A 19,703-nucleotide genomic window follows, 5' to 3' on the forward strand; every position below is an offset into this window, starting at 1 on the left:
CTACTTCGGTAAGACTAAAAAGTCTTAAATAACTTCCCTTCGAGGTATGTGGGCTGCATCAGGGCTGAGGGGCTTGTCAAGAGGTTCGGCTCAGTTGCGGCCCTTAGCGGAGTGAGCTTCGAGGTGGGGTGCGGTGAGTCAGTGGCCCTCCTCGGCCCCAACGGCGCTGGCAAGTCCACGACTCTCAGAATCCTCGCCGGTCTCTTGAAGCCAGACGCAGGGAGGGCGGCCGTCTGTGGCTATGATGTACAGGCGAGGCCTAGGGAGGCCAAGGCGTGCCTCGGCTTTCTGCCCGAGGATGCCGTGCCCTTCCTAAACCTAACTGTCAGAGAGAACCTCCAGTACATGGCGGTGCTCCGGGGCCTCCCCGACTCGGCGGTGGACGAGGCGCTTAAGCTCCTCGGCATAGAGGAGCTGGCAGACCGGACCGCCGCCTCGCTCTCAAGGGGCAATAGGCAGAGGCTGGCCATCGCGCTGGCAGTGATGCACAAGCCGAGGGTCCTCCTCCTCGACGAGCCACTGAACTACCTCGACATCCCGGCGCAACAAGACTCCGTCAAGCTCTTCCAGTCGTTGAAGTCGTCGGGGTCGGCCATATTCGTCTCGACGCATATAATGTCGGTGGCCGAGAGGCTCGCGGACAAAGCCCTAGTAATAAACAGGGGGAGGATAGTCTGGCAGGGGCCAATGGACGAGCTTAGGGAGAAGGCGGCCGACGCGGGCGAGAGGATAGAGGACGTGGTGGCCCGCCTGATGAGATGAGGTTCCTCAAGCTGGTGTACTACACCATTAAACAGACCCACTCAAAGTGGAGCTTAGCTTTCGAGATAGGCATGTTCGCCTTAATTTCTGCAAATACGCTGTGGGAGGTATATCACAACCCACAGCAAGGTACAGCTTCCCTGCCCATGAGCGTGCCGTTCGTGCTACTATCGTTGTACCTGGGTTTCTCTATCGTGGCGATCTTCGGCGGCATAACGGCGAGTAAACAAGACCTCGACTTCGTCTTCGCTACACCTGTAGATCCAAGGGCGGTGCACCTAGCTAAAGTCCTATCCGCCTCCATAGATTTGGCATTATTTTACTTTATTGTCTCTTTCCCAGTGATGGCGTTGAACTTCTCGCCGGTTGGCCTCCTTTTCTACTTGGCCACTTGGCTCTCGTTAAGTTTTACATCTGCATTTGCGGTATTAACCGCTTCGTATCTGTCCAGCAGATTAGCACGCGTTTTCTACGTCGGCATACTGCCCGCTCTCGTCTTGTTGCTATTAGTAGCCCCGGAGATGTCGCCCTTCCGGGGGTTGTACTATCCGTCTCCTCTCCACGCCCTCGAGGCGATAATGTTGACCGTGGCGTATCTCGCAACTGCTCCCTATAAGAGGATCGAAGAGGTGGCTACGAACGCATACGGCATATTGGCCAAAGAGCAGGCGCTTAGGTTGGGCGGGAGGGGAGAGAGACCACAGGCTTTGCCTAAGACCTTCTGGGGGGTCATATGGCACACCTCTGTCAACGCGGTGGTGGACGTATATTATACATCTCCCGAGGGGTCTATAGTTCGGCGTGAGAAGAGTTTTAACGTGCTCAAAACATTTATGCCGATCTCAGCGGCGGCCGCCGCAGTATATGCCTTTCTTTCCACCGCCCACATTACAAGCGGCGTCGATTTATCAATAGCTGGGTTTATTGTTGTTAACTTTCTGCTGCTTTTCGTTTTTTCAGCTCTACACCAGGCGGTTGCCCATGAAAGGCTCTGGATTAGTGTTTTGTCCGGCGGCTTGAAGTACCTGCGGTATAGGATGGCGGCTAGGACCATTATCACGGCTTTGCTATTGGTCCCGTGGATAGCTGTGTTTTTGGCGCAGAGCGCCGTCTTTCCGCCGTCTGCCTTCTTAGCGGTTGTCTTGGCGTCGGCGGCGCTTGTAGCCCCCAGCGCCACCTGGCTCATGGCCTCCGTCAAGCCGCCCCCGCAGATTAGGGAGTTGGAAATTCCCATCACAACGCCTAAGCTCTCGCTCTGGAACATCCTCCAGCTCCTCGCAGCGCTCCTCTATTACTCCTTCTCCCTGTCTCCCTACGCGCTGGCGGTTGTTGCTTACTTCCTCAAGCTGGAGTTCCTCTGGCAGATAGCCCTGATAGACGCGGCCGTTGTGCTGTCCCTCTCGGCGGCCTTCTTCTACGTCGTGGTTTTGTCCGAGAGGGGGGCTCCGCTATGGAGCTGGGCTGTGAGCAAGCTGTCGGAGAACGGCTACGTGTGAGAGCTCCGTAGCAAGGCCTTAGTCGTCTCCAAGAGCTTCTCTATCTGCGACGCGGCGGCTTTGACGTGTTCTACAGCCAACGTGGCCTCGTGGAAGCCCCATACGTGTAGGTCGTACGCCACGCTCCAGCCGATGTTGATCTGGGGCTGGTTCAACATGGCGCTGAGGGTCTTCGCCGCTCTGGCCAAGAGCTTAGTCCACCACCTCCCCTCTCTCCTTGCCTCAGCCGCCTCCGGAGTCTTGAACCACGTAGCCAGAGCCTTTATGCACTCCTCAGCGGCTTTATACAGCTTCCCGCTTGCCTGCACGGGGTTGCCCCTCTCGACGTACTGCATGGCCTCGGCGTAGAACCTCTCTGCCAGCCTAACCCTCTCCGCCGCCTCCTCAGGCGGATCCAGTTCAGACAACAACCTGTCTAAAACCTCGGCCTCTACGTCAACGCCGCGTCTAGACAGCAGTTCGTAGACCGGCTTCGGGATCTTGATTTCTACAAACTCCACGTTTCATGCCACGGGTTTATAAATAAATAACGCCATGACACAACCTCTGCAGGATGCCGGAGTACAACCGGAAGCCCCGCCCTTCAGGTAGGAACTGTTTTATATTCGTGTCCTCCCGCCGCTGTGGATTGGGGGAGGATTGCGTTGTGGTTTTACGCCAGGTTTTTCGCTGGCGCGTTGTCGACGGCTAGTAGAGAGGGCGCTTACGCAAACATCGTCCTCTTTCCTGTATTGATTTTCGCGGGAGAGGACCCCCTCGCCGTGTTGCTTGGCTTCGCCATCGCGGCGGCTGTGGCGATAGCGCTGAACCTAGCCGCGTCCCGTAGAGCGATACAAGGGCCGATATTCCGGGTGGGGTCGCTCACGGCGCTAGCCGGCGTAGTCGCCGGATTCCTAACCTTCCTACTCCTCCCCCTCCCCATCCTCAAATACCTCGTAGCCGCCGCCATGTTCGCCACCGGCGGAAAGCTACTGGCAGATGCGGCGTGGGGGAAGAGGGAGTTCTACCTCAAGCACCCGGCGGCCCGAGCCGTGTTAAACTTCGTAGTTGGCGTGCTAGATGTGTTTATTGGAACAGCGGCTAGTTTTGCCCTCGCGAGGGCGTTTGTTAGAGAGCTTGAGGCCCTCCTCCCGGCGGCTAGGGTTGGGGAGGCGGCCTTAAGCGTAGAGCTTAAGCATCGGGTCGCGGTGGGGGCTTCGTGGCGGGGTTGGGGATATTCCTTGGCCAACGTCTCGTAAACTGCGCCGGAAACCAGCGGCTTCTAGACGCTGCCATGGGGCTACTCATCGCCGACCCTCCCCCCGCCGTAGATAACTGCCAGGAGGGGCTTCCTCAGCCGGCTCAGTAGAGTCAGCTCCTCTCTCATACAGATAACGTTTAATAACGTCGACGAGTTAGATTTTGCCGTGTAGATACCACTGAAATATTACGATGTTCTTCTCCACGGTTTCTGGGTGTACTCCAAACTCTTCGGCTGTTCTAATGGAGTCGTATCTAAGTCCGTGTTTTTTAGCGGCGTAGTATAGGAGGGCGGCGATTACGCCCTCTGGCTTGAGGCCGTCTAACGCGCCTTTAGACTTGAGGAAGTTGTAGAGGTTTTTTACCTCTTCTGCAATAGCCACGCCGTATTTCCCCCTCACTTGTTCAAGTAGTTGCTCAACGCGGTCTCTGGGATAACGAACTCCCTCTTGGTAGAGCTTTGCGTACCATTTATATACGCAGAGAAGAGATACGCCGTACTTAACCGCAATCTTATCTATAGAAGTCGCCTCGCCAAGTCTCTTTTTACATAGATATTCAACAGCCGCAAGAAAACACTTGTCTCCCTCTACGCCTATGTTAAAAACTACATCTTCTATACAACGTGTGAGGGGGTCTTCTCTCCGTTGCCAATAGGAAAACATATTGAAATGTTACGTCAGACTTATATCTTTGTCGCCATACAAAAATTCAAAAGTCTTCAACATCTGGAGCACATGTCTGTATTAAAGAGATATGACTTAGAAAAACTTGCTGTAGCAACAGTGGCGTCTCATACTGCATTACAAATTCTGAGGGGGGCAAAGAAATATGGTTTTAGGACTATTGCGATAGCGGGTAGAGCCGACGTCGCCGAATTTTACCAACAGTTTAACTTCATAGACGAAGTGTGGACTGTAGACTTTAGAAATTTTGTAAAAGCGGCTGAAAAACTGGTAGAAGCCAATGCAGTTTTTATACCACATGGCTCTTACGTAGAATACGTCGGCTGGAGACAGGCGCTGGAGGCGCCGGTTCCCACCCTCGGCTGTAGAGAGTTAATCAAGTGGGAGGCAGATCAGTACAAGAAGATGGAGCTCCTCCAGAGAGGCGGCATCCCCACGTCGAGGGTCTACAAAACGCCGGAGGAGGTGGATAGGCCCGTCATAGTTAAGCTCTTCGGCGCCAAGGGGGGCAGGGGGTACTTCCTCGCTAGAGATAGAGAGGAGCTGAGGAGGAGGCTGGCCGGCTTGAGCGACTACATTATCCAGGAGTACGTATTCGGCGTGCCGGCCTACTACCATTACTTCTCCTCGCCGGTCTACGGCAGGGTGGAGGTCTTTGGCGCAGACATTAGGTACGAGTCTAACGTAGACGGGAGGACCTTCGGCTGGGTAGAGCCCACTTTCGTCGTCGTGGGCAACCTCCCCCTGGTTCTTAGGGAGTCTTTACTCCCAACGATATGGAAGTACGGCGTCCAGTTTGCCAAAGCCGTCGAGGAGGTGGTCGGCTGCAGACTTGCGGGGCCCTACTGCCTGGAGTCTATAATAAGAGACGACATGTCAATCTCAGTCTTCGAGTTCTCTGGGCGGATTGTGGCTGGGACGAACATATACATGGGCTACGGCTCGCCCTACTCAGTCCTCTACTTCGACAGGCCTATGGACATGGGGGAGAGGATAGCCCACGAGATAAGGGAGGCCGCCCGGAGGGGCCGCCTAGAGGATCTCTTCACGTAGTAATTTCAGGGAGTCTCCCCTGCTCGGCGGCTTCGCGGATCTCCATAGCTATCCTCCTCCCTATCGATATCGGTTTGCCGAAGTAGAGCTTGGAGTACTGCCCCCCGATCCCAATGTATACGTTAGTGCCGCCGCCTATCCTCGGCGCGACGTCGTAAACCACGAGGTCCAGCTGGGGTGTCACAATGAACTGAAGGGTGAAAGGCCCGATCACCCCCGGGGGGACGAGACGGCGTGCCGCCTCCACAAATCTGTAGCCGACGTCGAACACCTTCTCGAGGAGGGACTCTCGTATTGTCGCAGGCTCGTGGCCCACCTCTATATACCTCACCTCAGGGTCTACCTCCAGCTGGTCTCTGGCAGGCAGGCGGAACACCCCATCTAGGTTGCTCTGTATCCTCCTGTCGAAACTGTGTAACTCAAGCCGTCTCCTCATGACTGAGTAGAAGTAGTTGGCGTTGAAATGGGCCCCGAGGACCAGCTCCTCGATGGAAGACCGCTCTAAGTCCTCCAGCTTTATCACTCCGGCGTCTGCCAGACGTTTGGCCTTTCTGTATAGGTCGTCGCGGTCGCGGGCGATGAAGAACCCCCTCTCGACCCTCCTCTCCGCCTCTGGCATTTTGACGATAACTGGGCGGTCCACCTCGTCCGGTCTAAAAGTCCTAGGCCGCCTTATCCCTGCCTCGTCTAGCAAACGGTAGTAGTTCTGAGGCCCCGTCCTCTCCTCCCACCTTAGTAGGAACCGGTTCCCGAAGATCGGCACTGGGAACTCTCTCTCTATGGCGTCGTAGCCCACATATACTGCGAAAGATCTATTTGGGACAAAAACCGCCTCCTCGGCCTTTAATAAGTCTACGATCTTCAATATGTCTCTATAGTCATCTAATACAATTAGCTTGTCTACCACGGGGAACTCTCTGTAGGCCCTCTCCCTCCCCTTCTTTGCTATAGCCACTGTCTTCAGCCCTTCGTCTCTGGCGCCATCTAACACGTCTAATGCGCTATGGGACGCCAACACAGCCACAGAAACCATAGACAGAAGTAAGCAACAGTTTATAGACATTTCTTTGTATAATATCACTTAAATAGCTGTAATCTCTTAACGAGAGATGGATCTACTCTCTCCCCTCTCCGCCATAGTTTTGACGTATAGAGAGGTTGACACAGATACGCTTGGAAAAATTGGCGAAGAAATGCGTAAATGTCTTGAGCAAATGGGGCGGGGCACGCCTATATACGTCTTACATACTTGTGGCAGAGTTGAAGCCTATTTGTACGGCGCCTCGCCAGAGGAGGTACAGACTGTGGCAGAGACCTACAGGAAATATGTCAACTCTGTACGTATAATCGCCGGCGTCGAGGCGGCGCGCCACCTCTTCCGTGTGGCGGCTGGGCTGGACTCTATGTTGATCGGCGAGACCGACGTACTTGGCCAGCTGGAGGAAGCCTTTGACAGACAGGTGAGAGCCGGCTACACCAGAGGCTTGCTGAAGACTATAGTAGAGAGGGCCGTGCGGGTGGGGAAGCGGGTGAGGACGGAGACCGCGATATCTAGGGGGCCCAGGGGGCTGGGCTCTCTTTCAATAATCTACGTGTCGCGTCTCCTCGACATGAGACAAGCCAAAGTCGCAGTATTGGGAGCTGGCGCAGTTGGCGCCGGGCTAGCTATGGAGCTGGCGGCCAGGGGTGTGAAAAAGCTCTATATATTAAACAGGACTTTAGAAAAAGCTAAGGAGGTTGCGGCTAAGACGGGGGGAGAGGCCAGGCCGCTGACTAAGGAAGAAGTAGAGCGCTGTCTGAGAGAGTGCGACGTAGTGTTCTCCTCAGTGCACTCCATGGAGTATATAATAGATAAAATACCAGAGGGGGCCTCTGTAAAAGTAGTGGTGGACCTCGGCGTCCCCCAGACCGTGGCGTCTGGCCTACCTGTGAAAGTTGTACGGATAGAAGACCTCAGGGAGATAGCGGAGCAATACAACGCAGAGAGAGCCTCCGAGATAGCCAAAGCTGAGGCCATAGTCGAAGAGGAGCTGGCGATACTACCCAAGCTCCTCGCCAGGAGATATATAGAAGAGACAGTCTCCACTTTTATTGAAACGGCTATGTTGGCCGCAGAAGAGGAGGGGGCTAGAGCCGGTTGTAACACGGCGACTCTAGCCGCGAGAACCACAGTGAAAAGAATTCTCCTACCCCTTGTAGAGAGGCTAAAAAAGATGGCAGAAGATGGCCAGATAGAAGAGGCTGTAAAACTAGCGCAGATGCTGTCGCAGACCATCGGCAGAAAAATATAAAAACTGTAGGAGAGTAACGTAAGGGGCCGTAGTCTAGCCTGGTAGGATAGGGCTTAAAGCCCTCTAAAGCGCGGTTCGGGTCCGCGTGATCCCGGGTTCGCGGTAGAGCCGGCCCACAAATCCCGGCGGCCCCACCACTCACACATCGCTCTACTGTCGCCCAAGCGCGGCCTGGCCTATATAAACGTTGGCCATCTACAACTACGCCATAGGCGTGGCAAAACTTTTAACTAGATGCGCCGCCAATTGTATGGCCATAACACTTTCTCCCGCAGTAGCAGAGCTTTTGAAGAGGGCGGCTGGGGACCGGGATGTAGAGGCTTTTCTCGCAGATCTGTTGGCCGGGAGGCTCGACCCGCCCGAGCGCGTCGAGCTGTATCTCCGCCTACACGAGAAATACCTCAGGGAGGCCGAGGAGCTGTATAGAGGGGGCGATCTTGTACAAGCCGGCGAGAGGTACTGGGGCGCGGTCACAGCCCTGCTGAACGCGTTGGCCAAGAAAAGGGGAGAGCCTCACTACAGCCACAGAGACTATGCGGTGCTAATCGACAGACTGTACAGAGAGACAAAAGACAGAGAACTCGTCACGGCGTTCGCCATGGCGGAAAGGCTACATGCCAACTTCTACCGCAACTTCCTCTCGCCGGAGGGCTTTGAAGTCCACAGGGAGTCCGCGCTGAGGCTCGTGGAGAAGCTAAAAAAGCTGGCCGAGACCTAGGCGTCTACGACCTCGGCTATAGTGACTAGGGGCTTAAAGACGTAGTCCTTGAGATAGTGAACAAACGCGGCTCTGTAAACCCTAAGGGCGTACTTGGCGCCCGGGGCGGCGTCTGTTGAAACCTTTGCTATATAGTTGGCAACAGCTCCATACGCCTGGAAGTTGAAGCCTGCGTATAGTTTCTTTATAAGGGACGCCACCGTGCTGGGGACTTTGTTGGCGATGAGATCGCCAACGGGAAGGCCCACCCCCAGTGTTCCACCGACGTCTAGAAGAGGCTCATTTTTCATAATCTCGAGGTACCAAAGTGTGTTATAATCTCCCAATTTGCCGTCTATCCCCGTGTAGGTGCGGGTCTCCGCGGGGCTGATGGAGGTCGGCATCTTTGGGATGTAGCCAACTGACCTAAGCGCAATGTTCCCGTTTTCAAAGGCGAGGTTTAGCATGTATAAACTGGCGCGTGTGTCAACCACATTGCATGTGTAGATATCATATACGTCGTAGCCGATGACCCTCCATATTGAAGAGTAGAACATCACAGCCGCCGACTGCCCGTCGGCTGGGGCGTAGCCTCCGCTACCTTGCGATATTAGGTTGCCCGTGCCCCAGCTGTACTCTCCGGTTATTCTAAGCTCTGTGCCCCACTTCAAGCTAAGTGCACCGTAGGCGTTTAACTTTAGAGCGCTACCGTCTACTTTGTAGCCGAACCAGATATCTTCGCCGAAGGCTTTTGAAGACGAGTCTTTTAGGGCGACTGCCGGCACGTAATCTGGATCCGTGAGATTGACGTCTGAGATGTAAAACACCTTGGCCTCTGGACAAGTCGCAAATCTATGGCCGGTGCTCCTCCTGGCGGCCCCCCTCACTCTATATACTCTGCTCCTCAACGCCGGCCTCTCAATTACGTCTGTGTAAAACAGCGGCTCCGCGGGCGCGGTGGGCAGTATGGTAAACAGGGCGTGTTCCGTAGACGTAGGGTTGTCTCTCCTCAGCTGTTCTTCAACCCAGCTCTCGGCCTGTCTCTTAACTCTCCTCTTGTCTAGCCTAAGGACGCCGTCTTTTACAGCCACCTCCTCCACAACGCCATCTGGCTCCCACACCAGAAGTGCGTTGAAGTCTACAGGTCTGTCGAACTCGTCTACGAACTTGAGCTCCACCACGTCGTCGTTACTTGCGAATTCAGATACCCGCTCAAACCAGTAGCTCCTCGTCTGCGGCCTCGCCGCGTTTTTCAAGACGCCTAGGAGTTGCCAGCCGCCAACCGCCGCAACCGCGCCTGCCACGCCCAACGTGAGGAGTCTTCTCCTGGTGATCCCCCACCCCATAGCCGGGAGAATCTACTATTTTTTACGTTCGTTTTTTGTTGTTTTTTCTATTGTCTACTGCCGTAGTTTTTGAGGACGAGTTCTGGGAATTTTCTGCCGTAGATTATCCTCATCGCCTCTCGGGCCTTGGCTATGGCCTCCGCCGTGGTGTCTGCTGTGATGTTTACGTGGCCCATCTTGCGCCTGGGCCGCGCCTCCGCCTTGCCGTACCAGTACACCTTGCCGAGCCTCTCCAGCTCCCTAATGGGTGGGCTGGCGACGCCCAGTAGGTTCACCATGGCGGTGGGCGCTAAGGCGCGTGGCCTCCTGAGGGGGAGGCCGACGGCTGCTCTGACGTGGTTTTCGAACTGGGAGGCGTCTGTCTCTAGGGTCCAGTGGCCTGTGTTGTGGACGCGGGGCGCGATCTCATTGACGAGAATCCTGCCGCTTCTGTCTTCGAAGAACTCCACGGCGAGGATGCCTACGTATCTACGCCACTCCAGGATCTTCTCCACGTATCTATAGGCCTCGGGCGGCGCCTCGGCGGGGGCGTAGTTCCACACCAAGATGCCTTGGACGTAGTAGTTCTGGGCGGGCGGGTAGAAGTACACGTCGCCGTCTTCAGACCTAGCCGCTATTATTGAGAACTCCCTCGCGATGTTTACGTATTCCTCCACCAGGAGGGGGCCCTCCGCGGGCGGCCTCTCTCTGGGGAGCAGATACTGGCCCTTGCCGTCGTAGCCGCCGGAGGGCACCTTGGCGATGGCTCTCCCCCACTTGGCCGCCAGTTCCATAGCCTCTGCGCCATCTCTAGCCACAGCCCAGCGGGGGGTCGGCACCCCCAGCTCGCCGAGCGCCTCCCTCTCCCATATCCTACTCTTCTTCACCCTAAGGTAGTCCAGATGGGGCCTCAGCTTGCCCAGTTTGTGGGCGTATTCCGCCACCTCCCATTCCACATTTTCAAACTCGAAGGTGACGTAGTCCGCCCTCTCTACCTCCCGCAGCGGGTCGCTCGCCTTAATAGCATATTTATACGCAGGGGCTCTGGGGTCTGGGTCGTAGACGACAAAGTCCAGCGGCAGTCTGGCGGCTGCCCAGGACATCATAAGTGCCAGCTGGCCCCCTCCGAGAACCAATAGCCGCATGGTTTCTATTAACTAGCTGTTTTATAAAAATTCCGCAACCGCCGAGTTTTACCCCCCCTAGATTTTTATTTTATGGCTTAAAATCGCCTAAGAAACTTTTTGAAAGAACTTCATCGCGCATTTGTGCCATGTGTTTTTTCACTTTCTCTTTCACCTCGGGGTATTTTATGCCTAAGATTCTAGCTGCGAGAAAAGCCGCATTTGCAGCTCCGCCTATTGCCACAGTGGCTACGGGAGTGCCCCTGGGCATTTGGACGATAGACAGTAGCGAGTCTAAACCGCCGAGGTGTTTTGTCGGTATGGGGACGCCTATGACAGGCAACGGCGTATATGCCGCAGTCATGCCTGGCAGATGGGCAGCCCCTCCAGCCCCGGCTATAATTACGTCAAATTCCTGCTCTGCCTTTTTAGCAAATTCTGCCATAAAATCTGGCGTCCTATGGGCGCTTACTACTCTAGCTTCATATGGTATTTCTAACATCTTTAAAACTTCTAGAGCCTCTTTCATAACCTCTAGGTCGTTTATAGACCCCATTATCACAGCCACCTTCATGTCCCAGGTGACTTAGACCAATTTATACCTTCCCCGGTAATATTTTAAACATATGCGTAAAATCGCCTACGTCCCTTCAATAAAAATCCGCAGTATATTTAACCGAGTGATTAAACTTTTATAACAGCCAGTTCCTATACCCATGGGTTTAACACAACGCGAGCTTGAGATAATACGTGAGAGACTGGGGAGAGAGCCCACAGCCGCCGAGTTGGCCTTTTTCACGTCACATTGGTCTGAGCACTGCTCCTACAAATCCACTAAGATGTGGCTCAGAGAGCTCCCCGGCTCTGCGCCGTGGGTTGTTAGAGGAAGGGGCACAGACGCCCCGCTTGTAGAGGTGGCGCACGGTCTCTACGTCAGCTTTAAGATAGAATCACATAACCACCCTAGCGCCGTCGACCCCTACAACGGGGCAGCTACCGGCGTCGGTGGGATAATACGAGATATCCTAACCGTTGGAGCGACACCGATAGCTCTTCTCGTTAATCTACACTTCGGCCCTCCCGAGGACCCCCACGCCAAGTGGATATTTTCTAACGTGATTAAGGGTATCTCTGACTATGGCAACCGAGTCGGGGTCCCCGTGGTGGGCGGCGAGACGTGGTTTGACGAAGATTTTACATACACTCCCATAGTCCTCGCCACTTGCGTCGGGGTGGTTGAGGCAGAGGCTGTGCCGAAGGGTTACGTAGAGCCTGGGGATTACATCGTGGTGGCGGGCCTTGGGGCAGACAGAAGCGGGCTAGGCGGCTCGGCCTTCGCCAGCAAGACCTTGGAGGGGGGCGAGGACCTCGGCGCAATACAAGTGGCAGACCCCCTAATGGGAAAAAAGCTAATCGACGTAGTGAAAGAAGTTAGTAGATGTGTAAAGTTCATAAAAGACCTGGGAGGCGGGGGCTTGGCCACAGCTCTCGCCGAGCTTTCCCACTGGTTTTCCCTAGGGGTGGAGTTCCACTTAGACAAGCTACATGTACGAGATGCATCGGCCTTGCCCGAGGAGTTGCTCATAAGCGAGACACAAGAACGTCTGATTTTCGTCATTTCTCCACGAGATTTGCCATGTCTAGAGGAGGCGCTGAGAAAATACGAGGTTCCATACTCTATCCCAGGGCGTTTTGTAAAAAGCGATAGAGTATTGGTAATGTGGAAGGGCGTTAAGATAGTCGACATACCTATTTCTCTAGCAGATGGAGCGCCGGAAATCCTCTGGCCTCAAGAGCCTTACCAACCATCCGATATTCCCGAAATCCCCGAGCCGCCTATAGACAAAGCGATAGATATTGTCTTGTCCTCCCCCAATGTAGCTAAGAAAGAGTCTATATACATGCGCTTTGATTTCGATGTAGGAGTTAGGACGGCAGTAAAGCCGGGGGAGGGAGACGCCGCAGTGTTAAAACTCTATCAACGTGGGCAACTGGGCCTTGTAGTAAAGGGAGACGCCAATCCGAGGTACACCTTCTTAGATCCGAGACTGGGGGCCGCCAACGCCTTTGTAAAAGCCTATAGAAACGTCGCCGTTGTGGGCGGAGTTCCCCTCGCCGCCGTAGACTCTATAAACGTGGGGAGTCCCGAGAGGCCGCAAGTCTACTGGCGGTTTGTACAAGCTGTACAAGGCCTAAAGGAAGCCGCAACTGAACTTGAGGTGCCTATTGTAGGGGGTAAAGTCAGCCTATACAACGAATACATGGGCCGTCCCATAAAGCCGACAGTTGCCGTGGTCGTGCTTGGCAAAATCGACGACGTGTCTAAGGCAAATAGAGCGCTTTGGCACGACGGCGACAAAATATACATCTGGGGCGTTACAAAAGGTGAAGTAGGGGGGAGCGAGTATTTAAAAAGAGTACATGGGATACTTGCTGGGAGGCCTCCTAGTATAGATTATGCGGCTGAAAAAGAAATTGTAGCGGTTATACAGAGCTGGCTTGGGAAAATAAGTGGCGCTACTGACGTAGGACTCGGCGGGTTAATTACGGCGTTGGCAAAAATGGCTATAAACAGCGGCATAGGCGGCGAAATAGATGTATGTAAAGCCCCGGCAGAGACTACAAGACTAGACTATCTATTATTTAGCGAGTCGAATGGCCGTTTTATAGCAACGGGAGCAGAGGGGCCTGGCGTTGCAATTGGCGAGGCATATGGCGAAGAGTTTGTGGTTAAATGTGGCGGGACGTTGATATATAAGCGGGGGGTGGAAGAGCTTAAACGTCTAATGTCTCTTTGATATGTGTGGCATAGGCGCAGCGTGGGGTAAAGGGGCGGGGGCCGCGGTGGTAAAAATAGGCCTTTGGCTATCACATAGAGGACACGAGGGCGTTGGATATGCATATTTAGAGAACGGCGCGGTGAAATTGGGGAAACCCCCAGAGGATACGCAAGCCGCGTTAGTACACGTTAGATACTCCACCTCGGGGCCCTACGGTGTGTCTTTACAGCCGGTGTATGTAAAATACCGAGATCTAGAAATTGCAGTTGCTTTCAACGGCACAATTGTGAATTTTAGACAGCTGGATAACACGGCGTCGTTTGACGGCGAGGCTTTAGCAAAAAGTTTGGCAAGAGAGATGTGGGAGAGGGGGGTTGTAGAAGGCGTACAAGAGGTGTATAAAAGGATAGTGGGAGCGGCGTCACTTGTGGCGCTTACTCCATGGGGTATACTTGCAGTGAGAGATCCGCATGGGATAAGGCCGTTGGCCCTAAGCCACGATATAGATGGCGTAAAAATCGCGTCGGAGACTGTAGCGCTTGAAAACGGCATAGAGTTGGCGCCTGGCATCGCTATAATGTATGGCGATAGAATATCTACTTGGAAGATAGACCCAAAGCCGATGCGACTATGCGCATTAGAATATGTATATTTTGCCCACCCTGCGTCAAAACTTGGGGGGAGACTTGTGGCAGACGTTAGAAAAGCCCTAGGCCGCGCCCTGGCGGAAGATGAGACAGAAGAAGGCGATGTAGTTACCTACGTGCCTGAAACCGCACGGCACGCTGCGTTAGGTTTTGCCAAGAGGTTAGGCCTAGAGGTTGTAGACGCCGTGGTGAAAAATAGATTTTCTGGCAGATTATTCATAAGGCCTCCGAGCGAGAGAAAACCAGAAGAGGCTTTTTATGTAGTGAGAGATTTTATAGAAAAGAAAAGAGTATTTCTCATCGACGACTCGCTCATAAGAGGTACAAATATAAAGGCCATTATATGGATGTTGAAAAAAGCCGGCGCGACTAAAGTACATGTGAGAATAGCGTCTCCGCCAATTAGATGGCCTTGTTTCTATGGAATGGATTTTCAAAAAAGAACAGAGCTTGTAGCATGGGGAAGAGATGTGGAAGAGGTGAGAGAGATAATAGGCGCGGATACCCTTCGTTATATCTCCATGGAGAAGTTTAGAGCTATCCTCGGCGATGTCGTATGCTACAGCTGTTTCACCGGCGTATATCCCCATGGAATAGATATAGATTGGGCTGAGAGAGAGCTTTCTAGGAATTTTAAATGAGTAGTTAAAATACATTAGGAAAAACCGTGGAAATTAACGCAATAGTTTATATATCTGTTTAAATTTTGTGATTGTGAAAATAGGAATTCTGGCGTCTTGGAGGGGTACAAATGCAAAAGCTATATTTGACCATGTAAAACTAGGCGTCTTAAGAGGGGTAGAGCCTGTGTTGTTGATATATACAGACGAAAATGCGCCAGTGAGAAAGATAGCGGAGGCCTACGGCGTAGAGGCTGTGTATATACAACACAGGGGGGTCGCCAGGGCGAGGAGAGAACAAGAACTAGCAGACCTTTTGAGACAATATGGCGTAGACTTAGTAATACTGGCTGGCTACGACTACATATTGGGGTCTTCCTTTATTGAACAATTTAGGTGGAGGATATTAAACATCCACCCCTCTCTTCTGCCATTTGCCGGAGGTAAGGGGATGTATGGTTTGAGAGTCCATATGGAAGTGTACAGGGCTGGCGTAAAAATCTCCGGCCCCACTGTACATCTAGTAGATGAGTCTGTAGATGGAGGCCCCATTCTAGATCAATGGCCTGTATACATAGGGGATATATACGGGCTTGACCTCCCATATGAAGAAAAACTAGCTATACTAGCCGATAGAGTTTTGATATATGAACATAGGCTCTACTCAAGAGTAATACAGGCTGTGGCAGACGGCTTGCTGGAGGTAATTAGCGAACGTGTAAAATATCCCAAGGTGATAGAGGAGGGGGGCAGGATTAAGTATGAAGAAGAGGAAGTTGAGGTGGCTAGAGCTGTGTTAAAAACTGGCGAAGGCTGGCTTAGAGAGTGGCGTGAGAGACAAAGAGTCTATGTAGAGCATCAGCTTAGAGAGTGGCGTGAGTCTGGAAAGCCCATGCATTTGATATGTCCCCATGGTTGTTTGGATTAAAGGCGACAGACTACATACAGAAACTCTGGAGTGGGCTAGACGCCACGTGAAGGAGTTAGAGCGCTATGGAGTTACTCCAAAGCTAGCCGTACTCCTTCTAAACGACGACCCAATAGAGTTGGAGACGCAACATAAATACGTATCTCTAAAGGCAAGAGATATTAAGTCTATAGGAGGTGAGGTTGAGCTTTTCGAGCTATATAAAGAGCCGCCGGAGAAAAGAGAAGTCGCGGCGTTGAAATTAATAGAGAGGTTGAATAACGCAGATGATGTAACTGGCATATTAGTCCAAAAGCCTCTGCCGCCGTATGTAGACGAGACAAAGATTTTTGAGAGACTCTCCCCTCTAAAAGACGTAGATGGCCTTACCCCCGAAAATAAAAAACGGCTAGTGACAGGCTTCGACTTAGATAGAGATATCTTGCCTTGTACACCCGCCGGTATACTGGAGTTATTTAGACAATATAAAATCGACGTCAGAGGCAAGGATGTCGTTGTAGTTGGCAAGGGGACTTTGGTGGGGTTTCCACTCTCTATAATGTTAATGCAACTAGATGCAACAGTCACAGTTCTCCACGCCCTGAGTAAAGACAGAAAATATTACGTAAGAAACGCAGATATTATAATTTCCGCAGTGGGGAGGCCGCCGGAGCTATACAGCGACAACCCCTGGAAGCTCACTGGAGATTTTATAAAAGAGGGCGCCGTAGTAGTCGGCGTAGGCGGCAAGGTTGACCCAGTTACAAAAAAGTGGTATTTCGACGTTGATGAAAAAAGCGTAGCTGAGAAAGCGTCTTATCTAACGCCAAATATCGGCGGCGTGGGACTTGCCACTAGAGCCCGCCTTGTGAAAAACCTCATAATTACGAGTTATATGGTTGCAACACGCGTCGCCTCGCCTAGACTTCTCGCTCTTTAATGCCTAGGAGCTCTCTAGTGAGTATAAGTAGTTGTTCGTACCTCTGTAAAAGCCCTTTTACATCGCCTGTCTTCCTATAGTACTCTTTGTCTAGGTGTTCGCCATTACACAAAAGTCTAAAGGTGTCGCCGCTTATCTCATCAATAAGTAAAAACTTTCCACTACGTCTACCAAATTCAAACTTTATATCTATAAAATCGCAATTAGCTTTACTATAAAGCTTTCTTAACGTCTCTGCCGCTTTTGTTGCAATTTCGGCGATTTCATAGATTTCGCTTTCTTTTAATATGCCGGCTTCTACAGCGTCTTGAGGCAATATGAGAGGGTCGTGGAGTCTGTCGTCCTTTAGGTGGAGTTCTACAAGCGGTTTTCTAAACTCTTGCAGGGGGGCTACAAGCGGCATTCTCCTCAAGTAGCTACCATATGCCTTAAATCTAACAATAACCTCCAGTGGTATTACATCTGTCTTATAGACTTCTAACGCATTTAAATCCACCATTTGTATGAAATGATTTTCCACGCCTTCTCTACTTAGGTATTTAAATAAGATGGCGGAGAGAGCTGCAGAAAGCGCGCCTTTGTTAGGCGCTGTGTCTCTCCTAGCTCCATCAAAAGCCGTAACTTCGTCTTTAAATACCAACACCAACGTGTCTCCCCTAGAGTAAACTCTCTTGGCTTTCCCCTCATAGACCAACTCCATATGTACTACTGCGCTACGTCTTTTAAATATTCACTTTTAATGAAGATGAGATTTCCCGCGTCGCCCCCAGATATTTTTTCAATAAACTTTTAAATAGACACATTCGTCTCGCCATGGACAAAGTGTTAGTCGTAGGCGACGGCGCGCGAGAACACGCCATTGCCTGGTCATTAGAAAAGTCGGGGGTTGCCGTTGGCGCCGTGATTTCACATCTAAACCCCGGGCTTGTAGACATTATAAAACGTACCGGGGGGAGGGTCTTCTTAGGAAGCCCCGTGGACCCCCATTTTGTGGTTAAGGCCGCTGAGGAGTTCTCTCCTGACTTAGTTATCATAGGCCCAGAAGAGCCGCTTTTTGCAGGGGTGTCTGATGCCCTACGTGAAAAAGGGTTTAGAACTTTAGGCGCCTCTAAGAGACTTGCGATTATTGAAATGCGGAAAGACGTCGCCAGAGCTCTACAGTGGAAGTATGGAATACCCGGGAGGTTGATATACGGCGTATTTAAAAACATAGAGGAGGCGTATAGCTTTAGTAAAGCTCTTGGCGCTGTGGCGATAAAGCCCATTAGACAAGCCGGTGGCAAGGGGGTGAGAGTGATCTATGGAGATGCCAAATATCTGGAATTTGACGAAGCGTATAGAAAAAGCGCTGAAGACATAATGAAACAACTTTCTAATTTTAGGGATGTTGACGCCGCAGTGCTTGTAGAAGAGGCTGTATGGGGTATCGAGTTTACAATACAAGCGTTAACAGACGGCGAGACGCTATTCTTCTTCCCGCCTGTACAAGACAATCCACATGCATATGAATATGGCGTAGGGCCTGAATGCGGCGGCATGGGGACAATCTCGCCATTGCCATTCTTGGAGGAGGGAGAGGTAGAAGAAGCTAAGAAGGCTGTAGAGTTCACTGTAAAAGCCTTGCGTGAGGAATTCGGCGAGAGATATGTGGGCGTAATCAGTGGACAAATGATGTTGACAACGCGCGGCCCCGTCATAATTGAGTACTACAGCAGGCTGGGAGACCCAGAGGCACTTAACGCCCTCTATCTCTACGAGGGAGACGCCTACTCTCTGTTTAGTCTTGCCGCCGATGGTAAACTTCACAAAGCGGAGAGGAGGTTTAAGGAGGAATACACAGTGGTTAAAGCTCTTGCCCCCCTGGGCTATCCGCATAAAAGAGATATAGCCAAGGGGAGGAGGGTATATATCGATTGGGACGTGATCAAGAGAGAGGGGTGTCTCGTCTTCTTCTCGTCCGTTGAAGAGAGAGACGGCGCCTATGTCACACTTGGCTCTAGGGCACTTGAAATCCTCGCCCCGGGGAAGACGGCAGAAGAGGCTTATCTTAAGTCGGAGAGGTGTATGTCTGCGGTGAGGGGAGACGGCGTCTACTACCGCCGCGACATTGGCTCGCCTGAGTATATGTCCTACATGGCAACTAAGGCGGGCAAAGTAAGAGCTGTCTACAAGTGGAGAAGAGAGAGAGGCTTAGACGGCAAAATTGCGATATGGGAGCCGGGGGTGGGGCTGAGAGAGTATAAGCTATGAGGTACCTCGTTTACTTAAACATAGCCTACAAGCGGGGGATTAGGGATCCCGAAGGCGAGACTATCCAGAGGGAGATCTTCGAACGCCGTGGCGTTAGTATAGAGGTGAGGGCGGGGAAGTGTCTAGTATTAACTATCGAGGCCTCAAGCCCGGAGGAGGCCAGAGAGAAGGCGTTGAAGCTGGCGTGGGATATGCGCCTGGGCAATCCAAACGTCCACATGGTAGAGGTGGTGAGAGTGGAATATGTATAGAGTGGCTGTTTTAAAATTTCCCGGTACCAACGGCGACTATGATGTGTTGAGGGCGCTGAATTTAGTAGGTCTCCAGGGGGAGATTGTGTGGTATAGAGACTACGCCGCGGGGAAATATGACGCGGTTGTGTTAGCCGGCGGCTTCAGCTACGGAGATCGCCTCAGGGCTGGGGCAATAGCGGCACAGACAGAGGCCATAGAACAGCTAAGGAGAGACGTAGAGAGAGAGATCCCCGTGTTGGGCATATGCAACGGGTTCCAGATACTAGTCGAGGCAGGCTTCCTCCCAGGTGCGCTGGCCCCCAACGAGCCCCCCGGCTTTATATCGAAGTGGATTCAGGTGGCCGTAGTAGATGTGAAAACTCCCTTCACCCATCTATACGAGCCGGGAGAGGTGGTGTATATGCCTATTGCCCACGGCGAAGGTAGGTACATACCGTCGGGGCCCTATACCCAAGCCTTTAGATATGTGGAAAACCCTAACGGGTCTCACAACGCCACCGCTGGGGTGAGTAACGGAAACGTCCTCGGCCTCATGCCTCATCCAGAGAGGGCAGTGGATAGAGATATCTCCAGAGGCGGCGTCGGCGGCTTAAAGCTGTGGCTAAGCCTAAAGAGCTGGCTCAAGGGGTGAC

20 protein-coding genes and 1 tRNA gene are annotated in these 19,703 nt (G+C 52.5%); 14 read left to right on the forward strand and 7 right to left on the reverse strand.

All coding sequences use genetic code 11. The features are described 5' to 3' along the window. Positions 1 to 48 precede the first annotated feature (48 nt). Positions 49 to 762, forward strand: coding sequence for an ABC transporter ATP-binding protein (locus PISL_RS00470; RefSeq protein WP_011761849.1), 714 nt, complete (start codon positions 49 to 51; stop codon positions 760 to 762). Further along, the gene (locus PISL_RS00475) at positions 759 to 2,258 is read left to right on the forward strand and encodes a hypothetical protein (protein WP_011761850.1); all 1,500 of its coding nucleotides are present in this window, start codon (positions 759 to 761) and stop codon (positions 2,256 to 2,258) included. The genes PISL_RS00470 and PISL_RS00475 overlap by 4 nt, the downstream gene beginning before the upstream one ends. Here PISL_RS00475 and PISL_RS00480 read toward each other — a convergent pair. Then, on the reverse strand, positions 2,249 to 2,758 hold the full coding sequence (locus PISL_RS00480; RefSeq protein ID WP_011761851.1) for a PaREP1 family protein: 510 nt from the start codon (positions 2,756 to 2,758) through the stop codon (positions 2,249 to 2,251). The two genes, PISL_RS00475 and PISL_RS00480, sit on opposite strands and share 10 nt — an antisense overlap. Positions 2,759 to 2,881: 123 nt before the next feature. Between PISL_RS00480 and PISL_RS00485 the strand changes: the two genes are divergently transcribed. Next, positions 2,882 to 3,496, forward strand: a complete 615-nt coding sequence (locus tag PISL_RS00485; RefSeq protein ID WP_011761852.1) for a hypothetical protein — start codon at positions 2,882 to 2,884, stop codon at positions 3,494 to 3,496. Between the two features lie 156 nt (positions 3,497 to 3,652). On the opposite strand, the gene PISL_RS00490 is transcribed toward PISL_RS00485, so the two are convergent. After that, positions 3,653 to 4,162 carry a hypothetical protein gene (locus PISL_RS00490; protein WP_011761853.1) on the reverse strand — a complete coding sequence of 170 codons (510 nt, stop codon included), beginning with the start codon at positions 4,160 to 4,162 and terminating at the stop codon, positions 3,653 to 3,655. A gap of 72 nt (positions 4,163 to 4,234) precedes the next feature. Between PISL_RS00490 and PISL_RS00495 the strand changes: the two genes are divergently transcribed. Next, a complete protein-coding gene (locus PISL_RS00495; protein WP_053240228.1) occupies positions 4,235 to 5,236 on the forward strand; it encodes a formate--phosphoribosylaminoimidazolecarboxamide ligase in 1,002 nt (333 codons plus the stop codon). Here the strand turns inward: PISL_RS00495 and PISL_RS00500 are convergent. Beyond that, on the reverse strand, positions 5,229 to 6,269 hold the full coding sequence (locus tag PISL_RS00500; protein WP_053240229.1) for a formate--phosphoribosylaminoimidazolecarboxamide ligase family protein: 1,041 nt from the start codon (positions 6,267 to 6,269) through the stop codon (positions 5,229 to 5,231). The genes PISL_RS00495 and PISL_RS00500 overlap by 8 nt on opposite strands. A 76-nt stretch (positions 6,270 to 6,345) precedes the next feature. Here PISL_RS00500 and PISL_RS00505 point away from each other — a divergent pair, with 76 nt between their 5' ends. From PISL_RS00505 to PISL_RS00515, 3 genes are all read left to right on the forward strand, one after another. Further along, entirely contained in the window at positions 6,346 to 7,527 is a 1,182-nt protein-coding gene (locus tag PISL_RS00505) for a glutamyl-tRNA reductase (RefSeq protein WP_011761856.1), read from the forward strand. 22 nt (positions 7,528 to 7,549) lie between these two features. Next, positions 7,550 to 7,664: transfer RNA gene (locus PISL_RS00510), tRNA-Pro, on the forward strand. Positions 7,665 to 7,777: 113 nt separating this feature from the next. Beyond that, positions 7,778 to 8,245, forward strand: a complete 468-nt coding sequence (locus PISL_RS00515; protein ID WP_011761857.1) for a PaREP1 family protein — start codon at positions 7,778 to 7,780, stop codon at positions 8,243 to 8,245. Here PISL_RS00515 and PISL_RS00520 read toward each other — a convergent pair. The 3 genes from PISL_RS00520 to purE all read right to left on the reverse strand — a co-directional run bounded on the left by PISL_RS00520 (position 8,242) and on the right by purE (position 11,247). Continuing rightward, complete coding sequence (locus tag PISL_RS00520; protein ID WP_011761858.1) at positions 8,242 to 9,570, reverse strand: hypothetical protein; 1,329 nt, start codon at positions 9,568 to 9,570, stop codon at positions 8,242 to 8,244. The genes PISL_RS00515 and PISL_RS00520 overlap by 4 nt on opposite strands. A gap of 47 nt (positions 9,571 to 9,617) precedes the next feature. Beyond that, complete coding sequence (locus tag PISL_RS00525) at positions 9,618 to 10,694, reverse strand: 5-(carboxyamino)imidazole ribonucleotide synthase (RefSeq protein ID WP_011761859.1); 1,077 nt, start codon at positions 10,692 to 10,694, stop codon at positions 9,618 to 9,620. A 70-nt stretch (positions 10,695 to 10,764) separates the two neighbouring features. Next, the gene (gene purE, locus PISL_RS00530) at positions 10,765 to 11,247 is read right to left on the reverse strand and encodes a 5-(carboxyamino)imidazole ribonucleotide mutase (RefSeq protein WP_011761860.1); all 483 of its coding nucleotides are present in this window, start codon (positions 11,245 to 11,247) and stop codon (positions 10,765 to 10,767) included. Positions 11,248 to 11,389: 142 nt separating this feature from the next. Between purE and purL the strand changes: the two genes are divergently transcribed. The 4 genes from purL (at position 11,390) to PISL_RS00550 (ending at position 16,567) form a co-directional block, all read left to right on the forward strand. Beyond that, on the forward strand, positions 11,390 to 13,471 hold the full coding sequence (gene purL / locus PISL_RS00535; RefSeq protein WP_011761861.1) for a phosphoribosylformylglycinamidine synthase subunit PurL: 2,082 nt from the start codon (positions 11,390 to 11,392) through the stop codon (positions 13,469 to 13,471). A 1-nt stretch (position 13,472) separates the two neighbouring features. After that, entirely contained in the window at positions 13,473 to 14,741 is a 1,269-nt protein-coding gene (locus PISL_RS00540) for an amidophosphoribosyltransferase (RefSeq protein ID WP_011761862.1), read from the forward strand. Between the two features lie 73 nt (positions 14,742 to 14,814). After that, positions 14,815 to 15,648 carry a phosphoribosylglycinamide formyltransferase gene (gene purN, locus PISL_RS00545; protein WP_053240230.1) on the forward strand — a complete coding sequence of 278 codons (834 nt, stop codon included), beginning with the start codon at positions 14,815 to 14,817 and terminating at the stop codon, positions 15,646 to 15,648. After that, positions 15,632 to 16,567: a bifunctional 5,10-methylenetetrahydrofolate dehydrogenase/5,10-methenyltetrahydrofolate cyclohydrolase gene (locus tag PISL_RS00550; protein WP_011761864.1), complete on the forward strand. Its 936-nt coding sequence runs from the start codon at positions 15,632 to 15,634 to the stop codon at positions 16,565 to 16,567. Before purN ends, PISL_RS00550 begins: the two co-directional genes overlap by 17 nt. Here PISL_RS00550 and PISL_RS00555 read toward each other — a convergent pair. Continuing rightward, positions 16,548 to 17,267 carry a phosphoribosylaminoimidazolesuccinocarboxamide synthase gene (locus tag PISL_RS00555; RefSeq protein ID WP_011761865.1) on the reverse strand — a complete coding sequence of 240 codons (720 nt, stop codon included), beginning with the start codon at positions 17,265 to 17,267 and terminating at the stop codon, positions 16,548 to 16,550. The genes PISL_RS00550 and PISL_RS00555 overlap by 20 nt on opposite strands. Before the next feature lie 113 nt (positions 17,268 to 17,380). Between PISL_RS00555 and purD the strand changes: the two genes are divergently transcribed. From purD to purQ, 3 genes are read left to right on the forward strand one after another with little or no spacing between them, the layout of a single operon-like run. Beyond that, the gene (purD, locus tag PISL_RS00560; protein ID WP_011761866.1) at positions 17,381 to 18,817 is read left to right on the forward strand and encodes a phosphoribosylamine--glycine ligase; all 1,437 of its coding nucleotides are present in this window, start codon (positions 17,381 to 17,383) and stop codon (positions 18,815 to 18,817) included. Further along, complete coding sequence (locus tag PISL_RS00565; protein ID WP_011761867.1) at positions 18,814 to 19,068, forward strand: phosphoribosylformylglycinamidine synthase subunit PurS; 255 nt, start codon at positions 18,814 to 18,816, stop codon at positions 19,066 to 19,068. The genes purD and PISL_RS00565 overlap by 4 nt, the downstream gene beginning before the upstream one ends. Continuing rightward, on the forward strand, positions 19,061 to 19,702 hold the full coding sequence (gene purQ / locus PISL_RS00570) for a phosphoribosylformylglycinamidine synthase I (protein ID WP_011761868.1): 642 nt from the start codon (positions 19,061 to 19,063) through the stop codon (positions 19,700 to 19,702). The genes PISL_RS00565 and purQ overlap by 8 nt, the downstream gene beginning before the upstream one ends. Position 19,703 lies beyond the last annotated feature (1 nt).

It is taken from the genome of Pyrobaculum islandicum DSM 4184 (assembly GCF_000015205.1).
Classification (GTDB): domain Archaea; phylum Thermoproteota; class Thermoprotei; order Thermoproteales; family Thermoproteaceae; genus Pyrobaculum; species Pyrobaculum islandicum.